The sequence below is a fragment of the Streptomyces griseorubiginosus genome, from assembly GCF_036345115.1.
GTDB classification, from domain to species: Bacteria; Actinomycetota; Actinomycetes; order Streptomycetales; family Streptomycetaceae; genus Streptomyces; species Streptomyces griseorubiginosus_C.
This window is the reverse complement of record NZ_CP107766.1, coordinates 3,790,581-3,807,567: the sequence shown is the minus strand read 5'-3', so window position 1 is coordinate 3,807,567 and position 16,987 is coordinate 3,790,581. Positions and strand designations below refer to the sequence as shown.

Annotated in this window: 17 protein-coding genes; 16 read left to right on the top strand and 1 reads right to left on the bottom strand. The window is 68.2% G+C overall.

What is annotated here, in order from left to right:
• The 12 genes from rplO to truA all read left to right on the top strand — a co-directional run bounded on the left by rplO (position 1) and on the right by truA (position 9,614).
• Positions 1-456, top strand: a complete 456-nt coding sequence (gene rplO, locus OHN19_RS16975; RefSeq protein ID WP_003974249.1) for a 50S ribosomal protein L15 — start codon at positions 1-3, stop codon at positions 454-456.
• A 176-nt stretch (positions 457-632) separates the two neighbouring features.
• Positions 633-1,946: a preprotein translocase subunit SecY gene (secY, locus tag OHN19_RS16970; protein WP_123762511.1), complete on the top strand. Its 1,314-nt coding sequence runs from the start codon at positions 633-635 to the stop codon at positions 1,944-1,946.
• Positions 1,946-2,608 (top strand): adenylate kinase, encoded by a 663-nt coding sequence (locus OHN19_RS16965; RefSeq protein WP_330265010.1) that lies wholly within the window; start codon positions 1,946-1,948, stop codon positions 2,606-2,608. Before secY ends, OHN19_RS16965 begins: the two co-directional genes overlap by 1 nt.
• Before the next feature lie 143 nt (positions 2,609-2,751).
• A complete protein-coding gene (map, locus tag OHN19_RS16960) occupies positions 2,752-3,588 on the top strand; it encodes a type I methionyl aminopeptidase (RefSeq protein ID WP_330265009.1) in 837 nt (278 codons plus the stop codon).
• A gap of 249 nt (positions 3,589-3,837) precedes the next feature.
• Positions 3,838-4,059, top strand: a complete 222-nt coding sequence (infA, locus tag OHN19_RS16955) for a translation initiation factor IF-1 (RefSeq protein ID WP_003948620.1) — start codon at positions 3,838-3,840, stop codon at positions 4,057-4,059.
• A gap of 29 nt (positions 4,060-4,088) precedes the next feature.
• Complete coding sequence (gene rpmJ, locus OHN19_RS16950; protein WP_003998809.1) at positions 4,089-4,202, top strand: 50S ribosomal protein L36; 114 nt, start codon at positions 4,089-4,091, stop codon at positions 4,200-4,202.
• Between the two features lie 193 nt (positions 4,203-4,395).
• On the top strand, positions 4,396-4,776 hold the full coding sequence (gene rpsM / locus OHN19_RS16945; protein ID WP_330265008.1) for a 30S ribosomal protein S13: 381 nt from the start codon (positions 4,396-4,398) through the stop codon (positions 4,774-4,776).
• 70 nt (positions 4,777-4,846) lie between these two features.
• Entirely contained in the window at positions 4,847-5,251 is a 405-nt protein-coding gene (gene rpsK, locus OHN19_RS16940) for a 30S ribosomal protein S11 (protein ID WP_003956432.1), read from the top strand.
• Between the two features lie 146 nt (positions 5,252-5,397).
• Positions 5,398-6,420, top strand: a complete 1,023-nt coding sequence (locus OHN19_RS16935) for a DNA-directed RNA polymerase subunit alpha (RefSeq protein WP_003966937.1) — start codon at positions 5,398-5,400, stop codon at positions 6,418-6,420.
• 173 nt (positions 6,421-6,593) lie between these two features.
• Entirely contained in the window at positions 6,594-7,109 is a 516-nt protein-coding gene (gene rplQ, locus OHN19_RS16930; RefSeq protein WP_330265007.1) for a 50S ribosomal protein L17, read from the top strand.
• A gap of 160 nt (positions 7,110-7,269) precedes the next feature.
• Positions 7,270-8,691 (top strand): hypothetical protein, encoded by a 1,422-nt coding sequence (locus OHN19_RS16925; protein WP_330265006.1) that lies wholly within the window; start codon positions 7,270-7,272, stop codon positions 8,689-8,691.
• 65 nt (positions 8,692-8,756) lie between these two features.
• The gene (gene truA / locus OHN19_RS16920) at positions 8,757-9,614 is read left to right on the top strand and encodes a tRNA pseudouridine(38-40) synthase TruA (protein ID WP_330265005.1); all 858 of its coding nucleotides are present in this window, start codon (positions 8,757-8,759) and stop codon (positions 9,612-9,614) included.
• 26 nt (positions 9,615-9,640) lie between these two features.
• On the opposite strand, the gene OHN19_RS16915 is transcribed toward truA, so the two are convergent.
• Positions 9,641-10,849, bottom strand: a complete 1,209-nt coding sequence (locus OHN19_RS16915) for a right-handed parallel beta-helix repeat-containing protein (protein WP_330265004.1) — start codon at positions 10,847-10,849, stop codon at positions 9,641-9,643.
• Positions 10,850-11,237: 388 nt separating this feature from the next.
• Here OHN19_RS16915 and OHN19_RS16910 point away from each other — a divergent pair, with 388 nt between their 5' ends.
• The 4 genes from OHN19_RS16910 to OHN19_RS16895 are packed head-to-tail and all read left to right on the top strand — an operon-like array spanning position 11,238 to position 16,982.
• Complete coding sequence (locus OHN19_RS16910) at positions 11,238-12,770, top strand: glycosyltransferase family 2 protein (RefSeq protein ID WP_330269636.1); 1,533 nt, start codon at positions 11,238-11,240, stop codon at positions 12,768-12,770.
• Complete coding sequence (locus tag OHN19_RS16905; protein WP_330265003.1) at positions 12,767-13,774, top strand: glycoside hydrolase family 26 protein; 1,008 nt, start codon at positions 12,767-12,769, stop codon at positions 13,772-13,774. Before OHN19_RS16910 ends, OHN19_RS16905 begins: the two co-directional genes overlap by 4 nt.
• Positions 13,771-15,447 (top strand): hypothetical protein, encoded by a 1,677-nt coding sequence (locus OHN19_RS16900; protein ID WP_330265002.1) that lies wholly within the window; start codon positions 13,771-13,773, stop codon positions 15,445-15,447. The genes OHN19_RS16905 and OHN19_RS16900 overlap by 4 nt, the downstream gene beginning before the upstream one ends.
• Positions 15,444-16,982 (top strand): glycosyltransferase family 39 protein, encoded by a 1,539-nt coding sequence (locus OHN19_RS16895; protein WP_330265001.1) that lies wholly within the window; start codon positions 15,444-15,446, stop codon positions 16,980-16,982. The genes OHN19_RS16900 and OHN19_RS16895 overlap by 4 nt, the downstream gene beginning before the upstream one ends.
• Positions 16,983-16,987 lie beyond the last annotated feature (5 nt).

Here is a 16,987-nt window from a genome sequence, read left to right as displayed (position 1 = left end):
ATGGCGGAGAACAACCCGCTCAAGATCCACAACCTCCGTCCCGCCCCGGGCGCCAAGACCGCCAAGACCCGTGTGGGTCGTGGTGAGGCGTCGAAGGGTAAGACGGCCGGTCGTGGTACCAAGGGCACGAAGGCCCGCTACCAGGTTCCGGAGCGCTTCGAGGGTGGGCAGATGCCCCTCCACATGCGTCTCCCGAAGCTGAAGGGCTTCAAGAACCCGTTCAAGACCGAGTTCCAGGTCGTGAACCTCGACAAGCTGGCCGCGCTCTACCCCGAGGGTGGCGAGGTCACCGTCGAGGGTCTGGTGGCCAAGGGTGCCGTTCGCAAGAACAGCCTCGTCAAGGTCCTCGGCCAGGGCGAGATCTCCGTGGCGCTGCAGGTGACGGTCGATGCCGTCTCCGGCTCCGCCAAGGAGAAGATCACCGCCGCCGGCGGCACGGTCACCGAGCTCGTCTGAGCGCGATGACGTAAAGCAGTACCCACCGGGGATACCTCACAACGGGGTATCCCCGGTTGGTCGTTCCACGGCGGGCTGTGTCGCCGGTAAGGTGGCCTGCACTGCTTTCCCACATATTCGTCGAACCTCAAGACCGTCACCCTTGACGCAGTAGCGCGGGGGTCGCAGGAGGCACCGTGCTCACCGCGTTCGCCCGGGCGTTCAGGACGCCCGACCTGCGCAAGAAGCTGCTCTTCACGCTCGCCATCATCGTGGTGTACCGCGTGGGTACCCACATTCCGATCCCTGGCGTGGACTACAAGTCCGTCCAGGAGTGCGTGGACCAGGCGTCCGGAAACCAGGGACTCTTCGGTCTGGTCAACATGTTCAGCGGCGGCGCACTGCTGCAGATCACGGTCTTCGCGCTCGGCATCATGCCGTACATCACGGCGAGCATCATTCTCCAGCTGCTCACCGTGGTCATCCCGCGCCTGGAAGCCCTCAAGAAGGAGGGCCAGGCCGGTACGGCGAAGATCACGCAGTACACCCGTTACCTGACGGTGGCGCTCGCCATCCTGCAGGGCACCGGACTGGTCGCCACCGCCCGCAGCGGCGCGCTCTTCTCCGGCTGCACCGTCGCGTCGAGCATCGTCCCGGACCGCGCGATCTTCACCACGATCGTCATGGTCATCACGATGACCGCCGGTACGGCCGTCGTCATGTGGCTCGGTGAGCTCATCACCGACCGCGGCATCGGCAACGGCATGTCGATCCTGATGTTCATCTCGATCGCCGCCACCTTCCCGTCCGCGCTGTGGGCCATCAAGAAGTCGGGCACCCTGGCCGACGGCTGGATCGAGTTCGGCACCGTCATCCTCGTCGGCCTGGTCATGGTCGGCCTGGTGGTCTTCGTCGAGCAGGCCCAGCGCCGTATCCCCGTGCAGTACGCGAAGCGCATGATCGGCCGCCGGTCCTACGGCGGTACGTCGACGTACATCCCGCTGAAGGTCAACCAGGCCGGTGTGATTCCCGTCATCTTCGCGTCGTCGCTGCTCTACATCCCGGCTCTGATCGCGCAGTTCTCGAGCGGGAACTCGGGCTGGAAGACCTGGATCGAGGCCAACCTCGTCAAGGGCGACCACCCGATCTACATCACCCTTTACTTCCTGCTCATCGTGTTCTTCGCGTTCTTCTACGTGGCGATCTCCTTCAACCCCGAGGAAGTCGCCGACAACATGAAGAAGTATGGTGGCTTCATCCCGGGCATCCGGGCTGGCCGACCGACCGCTGAGTACCTCAGCTACGTACTCAACCGGATCACCTGGCCGGGTTCGCTGTACTTGGGTCTGATCGCTCTTGTGCCAACGATGGCGTTGGTCGGCTTCGGGGCAAGCCAGAACTTCCCGTTCGGCGGGACCAGCATCCTGATCATCGTGGGTGTCGGTCTCGAGACGGTGAAGCAGATCGAGAGCCAGCTCCAGCAGCGCAATTACGAAGGGTTCCTCCGCTGATGCGTATCGTCCTCGTCGGGCCGCCGGGTGCCGGCAAGGGAACGCAGGCCGCGTTCCTCGCCTCGAACCTGTCGATCCCGCACATCTCCACGGGCGACCTGTTCCGCGCCAACATCAGCCAGCAGACGGACCTCGGCAAGCTCGCGAAGTCCTACATGGACGCGGGCAACCTGGTTCCGGACGAGGTCACCATCGGGATGGCCAAGGACCGCATGGAGCAGCCGGACGCCGAAAACGGCTTCCTGCTCGACGGCTTCCCGCGCAACGTCTCGCAGGCCGAGTCGCTCGACGAGATGCTGCAGACCGAGGGCATGAAGCTGGACGCGGTGCTGGACCTCGAGGTCCCCGAGGAGGAGGTCGTCAAGCGCATCGCCGGCCGCCGCATCTGCCGCAACGACTCGGCGCACGTCTTCCACGTGTCGTACAAGGCGCCCAAGCAGGACGGCGTCTGCGACGTCTGCGGCGGCGAGCTGTACCAGCGTGACGACGACTCCGAGGACACGGTCCGCAAGCGGCTGGAGGTCTACCACACCCAGACCGAGCCGATCATCGACTACTACAAGGCCCAGGGCCTGGTGGTCACGATCTCGGCGCTCGGCAAGGTGGAGGACGTCACCGGCCGCGCGATGGAGGCCCTCAAGCGCGAGGACCACGCCGCGTAGCGGTTCTTCCCGTACTTCCCGTACGACAGCCGCGGTTCCCCTCCGGGGGGCCGCGGCTGCTGCGTGGGTGCACGTATCGTTGAAGGCGCCCGTCCCCTTACCCGTCCCCCCGTTTTTCCCGGTCCGAGAAAGGCCCCCGCAGCATGGTGCAGATCAAGAACCCCGAGCAGATCGCCAAGATGCGTGAGGCGGGGCTGGTCGTCGCCGCCATCCACGCGGCGACCCGCGAGGCCGCCGTGCCCGGGGCCACGACCAGGGATCTCGACCAGGTCGCGCGCAAGGTCCTCGCGGAGCACAACGCCAAGCCGAACTTCCTGGGGTACGGCGGCTTCCCGGCGACGATCTGCACGTCCGTGAACGAGGTCGTCGTCCACGGCATCCCGTCCGACGAGGTCGTCCTCAAGGACGGCGACATCATCTCCATCGACTGCGGCGCGATCATCGACGGCTGGCACGGGGACGCGGCGTACACCGCCTTCGTCGGCTCGGGTCACGCCCCGGAGCTGATCGAGCTCTCCCGGGTGACCGAGGAGTCCATGTGGGCCGGCATCGCGGCGATGAAGCAGGGGAACCGGCTGGTCGACGTCTCCCGGGCCATCGAGACGTACATCCGGCGGCAGCCGAAGCCCGGCGGCGGGCGGTACGGGATCATCGAGGACTACGGCGGCCACGGCATCGGCACCGAGATGCACATGGATCCGCACCTGCTGAACTACGTGGACCGGCGGCGGGGGAAGGGGCCGAAGCTGGTGCCGGGGTTCTGCCTGGCGATCGAGCCGATGGTGTCCTTGGGGACGCCGAAGACGGAGGTCCTGCCGGACGACTGGACGGTCATCACGACGGACGGGACGTGGTCTTCGCACTGGGAGCACTCGGTGGCGTTGACGGAGGCTGGTCCTTTGGTGCTCACGGCTCCGGATGGTGGTAAGGCGAAGCTTGCGGAGCATGGGGTTGTTGCGGCGCCGGATCCGCTTGCTTAGGTCGTATGCCGTCTGCGGGCGCGGCTGTGGCTGGTCGCGCCCGCGCGGCGGAGCCGCATATCGACACAGCCCCGCGCCCCTGGGTGTCCGCGCCGCCCGGCGTGCATAAGGATCTCTCTCTCGGGGCATGCATCCTCGATTCGTCTTTCTCGGGGTGCTGACGTAGACTGACTCGTCGACTCTCGTGCGCCCGCATGTCTTCATGCGTTGGCGGGAGTCGATCAAGGTAGTCGATTCGAAGGGCGAAGCGTGGCCAAGAAGCAAGGTGCCATCGAGATCGAGGGCACTGTCGTCGAGTCTCTTCCGAACGCCATGTTCAAGGTCGAGCTCCAGAACGGCCACCAGGTCCTGGCACACATCAGCGGCAAGATGCGGATGCACTACATCCGTATCCTCCCTGACGACCGGGTCGTGGTGGAGCTGTCTCCGTACGACCTGACCCGTGGCCGGATCGTCTACCGGTACAAGTAGATCCCTCTGACTCGGAGAACCTCAGTCCCATGAAGGTCAAGCCGAGCGTCAAGAAGATCTGCGACAAGTGCAGGGTGATCCGCCGTCACGGTCGGGTCATGGTCATCTGCGAGAACCCGCGCCACAAGCAGCGCCAGGGTTAATCGCAACAGGCCTCACCTTCTGCTTCCGCAGAGATTCGCGCGACGCGAGCTGAATATGTAAATACGCGGAACCCGGGCGGCCAGTGCACGCCTGACACCCTCGGTTCGGAGGCCGAGGACCCGATTCGTACCTGGTACGGCGGTCGGGAGCCGGTTCTGCGTCAGACCTCCGAAGATCAACTGGAGCCATTGAATGGCACGCGTTTCCGGTGTTGACATCCCGCGCGAAAAGCGCGTGGAGGTCGCCCTGACCTACGTGTTCGGCATCGGCCGGACTCTTTCGCAGAAGACGCTGGCGGAGACGGGTATCGACCCGAACACCCGTGTTCGTGACCTGAGCGAAGAGCAGCTCGTCGCGATCCGCGAGTACGTCGACAACAACATCAAGACCGAGGGTGACCTCCGTCGCGAGATCCAGGCCGACATCCGCCGCAAGGTCGAGATCGGCTGCTACCAGGGTCTGCGCCACCGCCGTGGTCTGCCCGTCCGTGGTCAGCGCACCAGCACGAACGCCCGCACCCGCAAGGGCCCGCGTCGCGCCATCGCCGGCAAGAAGAAGCCGGGCAAGAAGTAGTCCTCAGCGGACAACGCTTCATCAGCGGTCTTCGCTGTAGGACCGACCACCTCCCCGTAGGAGTTTGTAGATGCCCCCCAAGGGTCGTCAGGGCGCTGCCAAGAAGGTGCGCCGCAAGGAAAAGAAGAACGTCGCTCACGGCCACGCGCACATCAAGAGCACGTTCAACAACACGATCGTCTCCATCACGGACCCGTCCGGCAACGTGATCTCCTGGGCCTCCGCCGGCCACGTCGGCTTCAAGGGCTCCCGGAAGTCCACGCCGTTCGCCGCGCAGATGGCCGCCGAGTCGGCTGCCCGTCGCGCGCAGGAGCACGGCATGCGCAAGGTCGACGTGTTCGTGAAGGGCCCGGGTTCCGGTCGTGAGACCGCGATCCGCTCGCTCCAGGCCACGGGCCTCGAGGTCGGCTCCATCCAGGACGTCACCCCGACCCCGCACAACGGCTGCCGTCCGCCGAAGCGTCGTCGCGTCTGACGCGCAGGCTGCTTCGCGCAGGCTCGGTTCCGGGCGGTACGGCTCGTAAGAGTCGTGCCGCCCGTACCCTTGACGTAACACCATCAGGCTCCGCCTGGTGACCTCAGGGCATCAAATAGTGGGTGCCCCTGAACTGAAGGATTCACATGCTGATCGCTCAGCGTCCCTCGTTGACCGAAGAGGTCGTCGACGAGTTCCGCTCCCGGTTCGTGATCGAGCCGCTGGAGCCGGGCTTCGGCTACACCCTCGGCAACTCCCTCCGCCGCACCCTCCTGTCGTCGATCCCCGGCGCTGCTGTCACCAGCATCCGCATCGACGGCGTCCTGCACGAGTTCACCACCGTGCCGGGCGTCAAGGAGGACGTCACCGACCTGATCCTCAACATCAAGCAGCTGGTCGTCTCCTCGGAGCACGACGAGCCGGTCGTGATGTACCTGCGCAAGCAGGGCCCGGGTCTGGTCACCGCCGCCGACATCGCGCCCCCGGCCGGTGTCGAGGTGCACAACCCCGACCTGGTCCTCGCCACGCTCAACGGCAAGGGCAAGCTGGAGATGGAGCTGACGGTCGAGCGTGGCCGCGGTTACGTCTCCGCCGTGCAGAACAAGCAGGTGGGCCAGGAGATCGGCCGTATCCCGGTCGACTCCATCTACAGCCCGGTGCTCAAGGTCACGTACAAGGTCGAGGCGACCCGTGTCGAGCAGCGCACCGACTTCGACAAGCTGATCGTCGACGTCGAGACCAAGCAGGCGATGCGTCCGCGTGACGCGATGGCCTCCGCCGGTAAGACGCTGGTCGAGCTGTTCGGTCTGGCCCGCGAGCTCAACATCGACGCCGAGGGCATCGACATGGGCCCGTCCCCGACGGACGCGGCGCTGGCTGCCGACCTCGCGCTCCCGATCGAGGAGCTCGAGCTGACGGTCCGCTCCTACAACTGCCTCAAGCGCGAGGGCATCCACTCCGTGGGTGAGCTCGTGGCTCGTTCCGAGGCCGACCTGCTCGACATCCGCAACTTCGGTGCGAAGTCGATCGACGAGGTCAAGGCGAAGCTGGCCGGCATGGGCCTGGCGCTCAAGGACAGCCCGCCCGGATTCGACCCGACCGCCGCCGCGGACGCCTTCGGTGCCGACGACGACGCGGACGCCGGGTTCGTCGAGACCGAGCAGTACTAAGAGCTCGGGCCGACAGGTCCGTACTCGGGTGCGGGTGCGCTGTGGCTTGTCGCGCAGTTCCCCGCGCCCCTTCCAGGCCCCTTCGGGGGCCTGGATCTCTGACAGGCGACCGTCTGCTCAGATACTGACTCCGGTACCTAGTACGGCCGGGGCAGACACCTAGGAGAAACACCATGCCGAAGCCCACCAAGGGTGCCCGTCTGGGCGGCAGTGCCGCGCACGAGAAGCTGCTCCTCGCGAACCTCGCGAAGAGCCTCTTCGAGCACGGCCGTATCACCACCACCGAGGCGAAGGCGCGCAAGCTGCGTCCGTACGCCGAGCGTCTGATCACCAAGGGCAAGAAGGGCGACCTTCACAACCGCCGTCAGGTGCTCCAGGTGATCACGGACAAGAGCGTCGTCCACACGCTCTTCACCGAGATCGGCCCGCGCTACGAGAACCGTCCGGGTGGCTACACCCGGATCACCAAGATCGGTAACCGTCGTGGCGACAACGCGCCCATGGCTGTCATCGAGCTGGTCGAGGCGCTGACGGTCGCGCAGGAGGCCACCGGCGAGGCCGAGGCCGCCACCAAGCGTGCCGCCAAGGACGCCGAGACCGCTCCGGTCGCTGAGGAGACCAAGGTCGACACGACCAAGGCCGACGAGGCCGACGCCGAGGCTCCGGCCGAGGAGTCGAAGGACGCGTAAGCGTTCTGCGCCCCCAGGGTGATCGCGGGCCCGTTCCTTTCGAGGAGCGGGCCCGTTCGCGTTGTGGCGCAAAGGGAGTGCAACCTCACAGCGGACTCACAGGTCATGCATACGGCGTCGCCGGTCCGGTGCGCCTGGTGTCCGAGTCACGGGGGGTTCCATGACCACTCTCGCCGCCGTGCGGCGTACCGTAACCGCTCTCGCGCTGGCCGCCCTGGCCGCCGGCGCGCTCGCCGGTCCTGCCCATGCCCAGGAGGAGCCGCTGCCGGTCTCCGTGACCGGGACCGACAGCGTGAACCTCTCGCTGCATCCCGAGCCCGGGGAGCCCGGGGAGCCGGGTGAGCCGCAGATCGAGCTCGGGCTCCGGGCGCCGGGCGAGCCGGTGCCGGACGAGAACGGGGTCATCTATCCGATCCACCAGGGTGAGTACACGGTCACCGTGGACGCGAGCTCGCTGGCCGGCGTCGCCTCCGTGAACTTCTCCCGGCTCGGTGGCTGGCAGGGCTGCTCCGTCGAGGGGCTGGTCGCCACCTGCCGCGGCTACGAGATCTACGCCGGCGCGGACTACAACGACCTGGGCGGCATCAGACTCGACGTCAACGACGAGAGCGCCGCGGGCGATGTCGGCACCATCGAGGTCACGGCCGTCGGAGAGGGCCTGGCCTTCACCGGGCACACCGTGGACGTGCTGGTCGGCGGCCCCGAGCTGCAGATGAAGCAGCTGGCCGAGCCCGAGGGCTTCAAGGCAGGGGACACCTTCCAGGCGCCGCTGAGCTTCCGCAACGTCGGCGGGCTGGGCGGCAAGGGCGTGGTGCTGCGGGTCTCCGGCACCCGGGGCGTCTCCCTGCCCAGCACCTTCGGCAACTGCTGGTACGACCCGCGTGACCCGGACGACCTGCGCGGGTGGTCCTCGGCGCTGTGCGTCTTCGACAGCGAGTTCGCCGGTGGGGCGACCTACGGCCTGAGCACACCCTTCCCGGTCGGGACGGCCGGCTTCGCCCTCTACGACGTGCTGTCCTACTCCTTCAGCGCGGTGCCCGCCGACCAGGTGGCGGACCTGCTGGCCCAGGGCGACTACCGGGCCGGGACCGGTCCTGAGCTGGGGCTGGTGCGGCTGCCGGACGCCGATCCGGCCGGCTACACCCGGTACGCGGAGCTGGACTTCCCGACGAAGAACACCTTCGACCTGGATCTGAGCAGTGAGCGGCTGCGGGCGCGCAAGGGTCAGACGGTGTCGGTGGACGTCGGCTTCGCCAACCACGGTCCCGCGTGGCTGGCCATGATCCGCTCCGGCGGCGAGCCGATCTCGTTCTGGGTGGACCTTCCCCCGGGGACCACGGTCACCACGGCCCCCGAGAGCTGCCGGGCCGCGGACTGGGAGGGTGCCGAGGGCGACTACCTGTGCTCGGTCGGCACCCCGATCCTGGAGGACGCCTCGCGCACCTTCACCTTCGGGCTCCGCGTCGACCAGGTGATCAGGAACGCCACCGGCCGGGCGTTCTTCGCGTACACGATGCCGAACGAGGGCAATCCGGCGAACGACTCCGGCGAGATCGTGCTGAACCCGAGGGGTTGGCACTGACGGGTGCTGGTGAACGGGCCCGCCCTCGGGGCGGGCCCGTCGCGCGTTCCTGAGAGGATCCAGGGGTGAGCGACGAAGTGCAGCCCGGTGACGTCCGTGTCCGCCTCGACCTGTCCTACGACGGATCCGAGTTCTCCGGATGGGCCAAGCAGGCCGGGGGACGGCGGACCGTGCAGGGGGAGATCGAGGACGCGCTGCGGACCGTGACGCGGTCCAAGGACGTGACGTACGAGCTGACCGTGGCCGGACGGACCGATGCCGGGGTGCACGCCCGGGGGCAGGTGGCCCACGTGGACCTGCCCGAGGCGTTGTGGCAGGAGCACCGGGAGAAGCTGCTGAAGCGGCTGGCGGGACGGTTGCCGAAGGACGTGCGGGTGTGGGCCCTGCGGGAGGCTCCGGCCGGGTTCGACGCACGGTTCTCCGCGATCTGGCGGCGGTACGCCTATCGCGTCACCGACAACCCCGGCGGCGTCGACCCGCTGCTGCGGGGGCACGTCCTGTGGCACGACTGGCCGCTCGACGTGGACGCCATGAACGAGGCGGCGGGCCGGCTCCTCGGCGAGCACGACTTCGCCGCGTACTGCAAGCGGCGGGAGGGCGCGACGACCATCCGCACGCTCCAGGAACTGAGCCTCGTCCGGGGCGACGACGGGATCATCACCGCCACCGTGCGGGCGGACGCCTTCTGCCACAACATGGTGCGCTCGCTGATCGGCGCGCTGCTGTTCGTGGGGGACGGGCACCGGGGCCCTGACTGGCCCGGCAAGGTGCTGGCCGCCGGTGTCAGGGACTCGGCCGTCCATGTCGTACGACCGCACGGGCTGACGCTGGAGGAGGTCGGGTACCCGGCGGACGAGCTGCTCGCGGCGCGGAACAAGGAGGCGCGGAACCGGCGGACGCTGCCGGGAGCGGGCTGCTGCTGATCGGCCGCTCCCGGCAGGACGTCTCGTCAGCCGGTACCCACGAGGGTTCCCTTGACGAACTTCGTGTTGCCGGTGCCGTTCTGCCAGGGGGAGGTGACTCCTTGGAGGTGGCCCGAGTTGACCACGACGTAGGCGGAGTTGTCGGCCCGGACGCCGTACTGGGGGCTCGCCACCCCCGTTCCGTCGTCGTCCTTGCCCGTGAGGGCCACGAGTCCGTCGGCGATGACCTTGCACTGGGAGCTCGCGACGGCCAGTCCGGCGTAGCCGCCGCCACCGGTGCCGTTGTTCTTGCCGTCCCGGGTGAGCTGGGTGGCCGACAGCATGAGGACTCCGGTGGTGTCCGTCGCGTGGACGTACATGCCGTTCCAGCCGTTGCGGTCGGTGGAACACGCGACCATCTTGATCACTCCGGGTACGGACTCGATGTCGAATCCGTGCAGCTTCGACCACTCCGCCCGGCAGCTGGTGAAGGAGGAGTTGCCCGCGCCTGACATCCACCAGCCGCAGCCGCCGACGCCCAGGACGTACACGTCGTGGAAGACGGAGTCGGTCGAGTTGTTCAGCACGATGCCGTGGGAGCCCGTCCACAGCACGGAGACACGGTCGTAGTGCAGGCAGAACGGGGCCTGGGGGCCGCCGGTGGCGTTGAAGTTGTACCAGGTGTTGATACCGATGCCGGTGACGGAGCGGACGTGGACGTCCCTCAGCTGCAGGTGCTGGATCTGCCCGGTGGCGCGGATGCCGTCGATCTCCGCGCCCGAGCGGGGCAGGGCGGAGCCGTCGATGGTCAGGGAGAAGATGCGCTGCGCGTTGGCCGGTCGGGAGTAGCCCCCCAGCTGCTGGTCCAGGACCTCGACGACGGCGTTTCCGGTGAACGACGGCAGGGGGCGGATGCCGGCCACCGGGTTCTCGGCGTTCGGCTGGGCCTCACCGCCGGCGTGCGAGCCCTGGAGGGTGACGTACGGGCCTATCCGCAGGGGAGCGCTCGTGCGGTACACCCCCGCCGGGAGGACGGTGATGTTTCCGGGCCCGCAGGCGTCCAGCGCCGCCTGGATCGCCGCGGTGTCGTCGGTGGTGCCGTCTCCCTGGGCGCCGTGATCCTTGACGTTCACCCATCCCGCGTCGGCGGCCAGGGCGGTGGCGTCGCCGGTGGAGACCGCGGTGGCGGAGACGGCTATTCCGCTCACGGCGAGGGCCGATCTGAGGACGGAACGGCGTGAGTTCGAACTGGTCATTGTGCCCCCCCTGGGCTGCTCGGTGATCGGCAGCCAGTATTCACGCCGTAAAAGTGTGATGAGAAGCGCACAACTAAGGCCATGTGCCCTGTACGTCCAGGTGGGAAACCTGCTCGTTACCCAGGCTTTCAACAAAAACAACGGAGATAAGCGGACTTATCGGACGTAAGGCTCTGTCTATCCCTTACGGCATTCACATCTCTCGGATAACCTTCCCCATCTAGCCCCTTTGTTCGAAAGGGGCTCTTTGGGGCGGGGAACACGCGGGCCGGAGGCCCGGAGGGTAGGAATGTCATCCATTGACTCTGCCCGCATGTCCGGAGAGGCCGGTGCCGGGGGGCGCCGGTCCGCCCGGCACGGAGGGAAGCGCGGCGCCGAACCGGCGCCCATGGGCCTGCTGCCCGCGCCTCCCTCGCATGCGGAGAAGTACTCGTATGTCAAACGGCGCCTGTGGGTGCTGACGCTCGCCTCGATCGTCAGCTTCGGGTGCCTGACCGTCAGCCAAGTGGCGCTGGCCAAGGCCAGCCCGCTGATGTGGATCTTCGCGCCGCCGCTGTTCTTCACGGTCGTCTACTACCTGGTGTCGCTGCGGGTGAACGGCTTCACGCGCGACTTCGACTTCGAGTACCACCAGCAGCTCGTCCGTGGCTGGCGACCCCAGGTCTATCCCACCGTCGACGTCTTCCTGCCGGTGTGCGGCGAGCCCATCGAGGTGCTGCACAACACCTGGACCCACGTCCGGCAGCTCGCCGACCGGTATCCCGGCCGATGTGTGCCCTTCGTCCTCGACGACGGCGCGAGCCCCGAGCTGGCCGCGATGGCCCGGGACTTCGGCTTCCGCTACGGCACCCGGGAGAACCGCGGCTGGTTCAAGAAGGCGGGCAACCTGCACTTCGGGTTCGGACAGTCCGACGGCAAGTACGTCCTCATCCTCGACGCCGACTTCACGCCGCGCTCCGACCTCCTGGAGGAGCTGCTGCCGTACATGGAGGCCGACGAGCGCATCGGGATCGTGCAGTCCCCGCAGTACTTCCGCGTGCTGGACTCGCAGAACTGGATCGAGCGCGGGGCCGGCGCGGTGCAGGAGCTGTTCTACCGGTCCGTGCAGGTGTCCCGGCAGAACAGTGACGGCGCCATCTGCGTCGGCTCCTGCGCCATCTATCGCCGGGCCGCACTGGAGACCAACGGCGGTACGACCCTCATCGAGCACTCCGAGGACGTGCACACCGGCTTCGACCTGCGCGGGCTCGGCTGGGACCTGAAGTACGTGCCGGTCGCGCTGTCCACGGGGGTGTGCCCGGACACCGCCGGGGCGTTCTTCAACCAGCAGTACCGCTGGTGCTCCGGCTCGATGTCGCTGCTCGGCAGCAAGAAGTTCTGGGACGCGCCGATCCGGTTCTCCAGCCGGCTCTGCTACATGTCCGGGTTCTTCTACTACATCCACACGGCGCTGTTCACCTTCTTCGCGCCCCTCGTGCCCATCATGCTGCTGGTCACCAGCCCGGAGATGCTCCAGGTCAAGCACCTGGTCTGGGTGCTGCCCAGCATCGTCTACACCACCCTCGTCTTCCCGATGTGGCACAAGGCCCCGTACCGGCTGGAGGCCTGGTCGGCACGGATGATGTACGGCTGGGCGCATGTCTTCGCCATCTGGGACATCCTGCGCAAGCAGCGCATGGGCTGGCAGCCCACCGGTTCCAAGGGCGCGAAGAAGAACAAGACCCGCCGGTTCTGGCTGGGGCTGTGGATCTGGAGCGGCGGCACCGCCGTGGTCTGGGTCGGTACCGCCGTGTACCGGCTGTTCACCGGCTACCCCCCGGACTTCGCCCTCGTCCTGTCCTCCGGGCTGTTCTACGCGCTGGTCGTCGCGCGGGCGCTCATCCAGCCCAAGGAACACCACTCGGCAGGTGATCCCGCATGATCCGCAAGACCGTCCTCCCGCTGTGCGTGGCGCTGATGTCCCTGGCGGGGGTCTCCGGCTGCGGTCTGCTCGGCGGTGACGACCCCGCCGCCCAGGCCGCGAAGGAGCCGGACGCCGGCTCCGCCTCGAAGGCTCCCGACGCGGAGCCGCCGTACGACGTGAAACCGCTGCTCCACCCCGACAAGGACTTCTTCGGAGTGGCCCTGAACGGCGCGCCCAGCTCGCTGAAGCCGGTGGACACCTTCGCGAAGACCGTCGGCAAGAAGCCCAACCTGGTCGGTTCGTACTCGTCGTGGGGCGACGGCTTCAACGCCGGGGGCGCCCAGAACGTGTTCGGCGACGGCGGCCTGATGTACGTGTCGTGGGAGCCGTTCAAGCCCGGCCTCGACAAGATCGCCGACGGTTCGCAGGACGCGTACATCAAGAAGTACGCGGACAGTGTGCGCAAGACGAACGTGCCCGTGGCGATCAGCTTCGGCCACGAGATGAACGGCGGGTGGTACCCGTGGGGCACCAAGGACACCACCCCCGAAACCTTTGTGAAGGCGTGGCGGCACATCCACGACGTCTTCCAGGAGGTCGGCGCCACCAACGTCATCTGGGTGTGGAGCCCGAACGTCGTCAACCCGGTCCCGTCCGTGAAGCTGAAGCCCTACTGGCCCGGTGACGCCTATGTCGACTGGGTCGGCATCGTCGGCTACTGGACGCAGACCGGAGCGCACACCTTCGCCACCCTGTACGGCCCGACGCGCAGCCAGATCGACGCGTTCACCGACAAGCCGGTGCTGATCAGCGAGACCTCCTCGGAGCCCGGGGAGCGGCGGCGCGCCGATGTGCGCGCGCTGCTCGCGGGGGTGAAGGAGGACAAGGACGTCATCGGCTTCCTCTGGTTCAACATCCCCAAGAGGGCCGACTGGCGCATCCAGAGCAGCCCCCTCGCGCTGGCCGAGTTCAAGCGCCTGATCGCGGACGACGACTTCGGATTCGAGGTGCCGCGTTCATGACGACGCAGCAACAGGACGGCGGCTGGTCGGAACCCGGCCAACAGCAGGACTGGCAGCAGCACTACCCGCCGTACACCGAGCAGCAGCAGAACTACGACGAGCAGCAGTTCCACGGGCAGCAGCAGGCGTACGGCCAGCAGCAGACCTACGGCGACCCGCAGGCCTACGGCCATCAGCAGCCGCACATCCCGCAGCAGCCGACCGCGGCGGAGCAGCAGTACTACGCACGGCCGTACACCGGCGGCTCCGACGCCGAGTACTACGTGCCGCAGTACACCGTCGTCGAACCCGAGCCGGAACCCGAGCCCGAGTACGTGCTGCCCGAGGTGCCGGTCTCGGCCTGGTCGGTCGACAACAGCCGCTCGGCGTGGATCAGCCGCGGCGTGCTGATCCTGATCCTGCTGGTGCAGGCGGGACTGTCCTTCCGGCTCGACGGCAGCGCCTTCCCGCAGGAGGCGAAGTTCCTGCTGTCCGACGGCGAGCTGTCGGGCCTGGTCTCCCAGCTCGGCCTCGCCGGGGCACGGGCACTGAGCCTGGCGTGGGCGCTCGGGGCCACGGCACTGCTGTTCGGCGCCACCCGGCTGCTGTTCAACTCACGGGCCGGTCTCGCGGCCGCCGCCATGTACTCCGTGCTGGAGTCGACGGCCTTCACCGGCCGCTACGCCTCCCTGCACTCCCTGTCGCTGTTCCTGCTGGCCGCCACGCTGTGGCTGCTGGCCCGGACCCGTCAGTCCAGTCCCGCGGCCGTGCTGGTGGCGGCGCCCTTCGCGGCGCTCGCTCCGTTCGCCGCCTATTCGGCGGCCCTGTACCTGCCGACGCTGACCGTGCTCGCCGTGCTGACCGCCTACCGCTTCCGGGGCGCGGGCGCCTTCGTGCGCGGCGCGCTGTTCGGGGTGGCCACCGGCGCCCTGTGCTTCGTGGGCGTCCAGGTGGCGGGCTCGCCGAGCGGTTGGAACGTTCAAGGCACCGACAGCGCCCTCCACCTGCTTGAGGAGAGCGCCCAGTGGGGCGGGGTCGTCCTGCTCGTCGCGGTGATCGGTGCCATCGGGTTCGTCCGACGGGCCCGGATGGGGGAGATGCCGTGGGCCGAGGGCTCCGCCCCGGGTGCGGTCCGGCGCTCCCTGCTCGGCCTGACGATGTGCGCCACCGCCCTGCTCGCCCCCCTCTACCAGGCTTGGCTCGGCAACGGCAGCTCGCTGTACGTCCACGTCGGCTTCGGCCTGCTCTTCGCGGTGCCGATGGCCGGACTCGGCGTCTCGCGCATGATGGGCGCCCACTTCCGGTACCCGCAGATCGGCATCATGATCTACGTCGCCGCGCTGGTCATCGGGATGGCACAGACCCGTGAGCTGTACCGGCCGCCGGACTCGGCCGCCATGATCGGCGCCCTGCGCGAGGTCGTGGACGCCAAGGGCTCGTACCTGACGGACGACCCGGAGATCTCCGCCTACTACCTGCGGGCACACACCGAGCCCGGCCAGTGGCACCAGGCCGAGCGCGGCGCGGCCCTGGCGACCGAGGTGAAGAAGGGCTCCTACGACGTGATCGCGCTGCGGTCCTCCTCCGTTCCCGAGGCGCTGCGCGGCAACGCGGACTACCGGCTGCTGGCCGTGCTGCGGCCTTCCGACAAGGACGGCGGACAGCAGCCGTACCGGATCTGGGTGAAGCGATGACGGCGTACACACCACCGGTCGACGAGACGGCCGCCCGGGAACCCGAAGCCACGTCCACCGAGAGCGGCGGGTCCGCCGGCTCGGCCGGCCGGGGCTCGGCCTGGCTCGTTTTCGTGCTGCCCGCCCTGGTCGCCGCCGCCTGTGTGCTCCCGGGACTCGGCGGGCGCCAGCTGTGGCGCGACGAGCACGCCACCTGGTGGGCGTCCACGATCTCGTGGCACGACCTCGGGCGACTGATCGGCAGTATCGACGTCGTCATCGCGCCCTTCTACGCGGTGATGCACCTGTGGATCGACGTCGCCGGCGACTCGGCGGCGATGCTGCGGCTGCCGGAGGCGCTCGCCATGGCGGTCTCGGCCGGTCTGGTCGGGCTCCTGGGGCGCCGGATGTTCGCGTTGCGCACCGGCGTGCTGGCCGGACTGCTGTTCGCGGTCGTGCCGATGATCACCCGGTACGGACAGGAGGCCCGGCCGTACGCCTTCGCGACGATGTTCGCGCTGCTGGCCACCCTGTGGCTGATCCGGGCGCTGGACAAGCCGAGTCTGCGCAACTGGACGCTGTACGGACTCGCCGTCGCGGCCACCGGGTTCAGCCACCTGGTGGCCATGGCGGTGCTCGCCGGACACGTGTGGCTCGTCTTCCTGGCCAAGAAGCAGGGCGACCGCATCGCCCACTGGGCCTTCGCGGGCGCGGCCATGCTGGGCCTGTCCATCACCTTCCCGATGGTGGCGCAGGGCACCGGGCAGAGCGGGCAGATCGCCTGGAACGTCACCACGACCAAGGACCTGACCCAGTTCCCCGACACCCTGTTCGGGTCGTGGATCACCGGCGGAGCGATCATGGCCGTCGGCGTGGTCGGCCTGCTGGTGGCCGGACGGTACTCGGTGCTGCTCGCCGCCTGGGCCGTGCTGCCGCCGGTGCTCACCTTCGTGACCGCCAACCAGCTGCACCTCTTCCTGCCCCGGTACCTGCTGTTCACCATCCCGGCCTGGACGCTCCTGGTGGCCGCCGCGCTCACCCGGCTCGTCGGCAGGCTCGAACCCGGGGCGCGCCGGGGGACCGGCCTCCAGGTGCTGAGCGGGCTGCTGGTCGCGGTCGTGGCGGCCGGGTACGCCTTCGTGGCGTGGCCGGCGATCGGCGACGCCAAGAAGGACCTGCCGATGGAACCGGACTTCCGGGGCGCGGCGAACGTCATCGCGGCGGGCGAGAAGTCCGGCGACGGGATGATCTTCAACGGCGGCATGTCGGAGCGCCGGGCCATCGCGTACGAACTGCGGGACCGCAAGGCCCCCAAGGACGTGCTCATGGAGTACACCCCGCAGCAGAACGGGTCCTACGGCGCCACCGAGTGCCGCAAGCCGGCCAGTTGCCTCAAGGGCACCGACCGGCTGTGGCTGGTCTCCACCGTCGCCGACGGGCGGCCGCCGCTGACCGGCATGAACGAGAAGACCGCGGCGGCGATCGAGAAGTCCTTCAAGGCCGGACGCACGGTGAAGCTGAACCACGTCGTGGTCCAGGTTCTCGAGCGCAAGTAGCGGCT

Bases quoted from the DNA above. Each gene is read 5' to 3' on its own strand.
- rpsM (WP_330265008.1), top strand. From the start codon at position 4,396: ATGGCACGCGTTTCCGGTGTTGACATCCCGCGCGAAAAGCGCGTGGAG.
- OHN19_RS16895 (WP_330265001.1), top strand. From the start codon at position 15,444: ATGACGGCGTACACACCACCGGTCGACGAGACGGCCGCCCGGGAACCC.
- OHN19_RS16905 (WP_330265003.1), top strand. From the start codon at position 12,767: ATGATCCGCAAGACCGTCCTCCCGCTGTGCGTGGCGCTGATGTCCCTG.
- OHN19_RS16910 (WP_330269636.1), top strand. From the start codon at position 11,238: ATGGGCCTGCTGCCCGCGCCTCCCTCGCATGCGGAGAAGTACTCGTAT.
- OHN19_RS16965 (WP_330265010.1), top strand. From the start codon at position 1,946: ATGCGTATCGTCCTCGTCGGGCCGCCGGGTGCCGGCAAGGGAACGCAG.
- map (WP_330265009.1), top strand. From the start codon at position 2,752: ATGGTGCAGATCAAGAACCCCGAGCAGATCGCCAAGATGCGTGAGGCG.
- rpmJ (WP_003998809.1), top strand. From the start codon at position 4,089: ATGAAGGTCAAGCCGAGCGTCAAGAAGATCTGCGACAAGTGCAGGGTG.
- OHN19_RS16915 (WP_330265004.1), bottom strand. From the start codon at position 10,849: ATGACCAGTTCGAACTCACGCCGTTCCGTCCTCAGATCGGCCCTCGCC.
- OHN19_RS16900 (WP_330265002.1), top strand. From the start codon at position 13,771: ATGACGACGCAGCAACAGGACGGCGGCTGGTCGGAACCCGGCCAACAG.
- rplQ (WP_330265007.1), top strand. From the start codon at position 6,594: ATGCCGAAGCCCACCAAGGGTGCCCGTCTGGGCGGCAGTGCCGCGCAC.
- OHN19_RS16935 (WP_003966937.1), top strand. From the start codon at position 5,398: ATGCTGATCGCTCAGCGTCCCTCGTTGACCGAAGAGGTCGTCGACGAG.
- rplO (WP_003974249.1), top strand. From the start codon at position 1: ATGGCGGAGAACAACCCGCTCAAGATCCACAACCTCCGTCCCGCCCCG.
- rpsK (WP_003956432.1), top strand. From the start codon at position 4,847: ATGCCCCCCAAGGGTCGTCAGGGCGCTGCCAAGAAGGTGCGCCGCAAG.
- OHN19_RS16925 (WP_330265006.1), top strand. From the start codon at position 7,270: ATGACCACTCTCGCCGCCGTGCGGCGTACCGTAACCGCTCTCGCGCTG.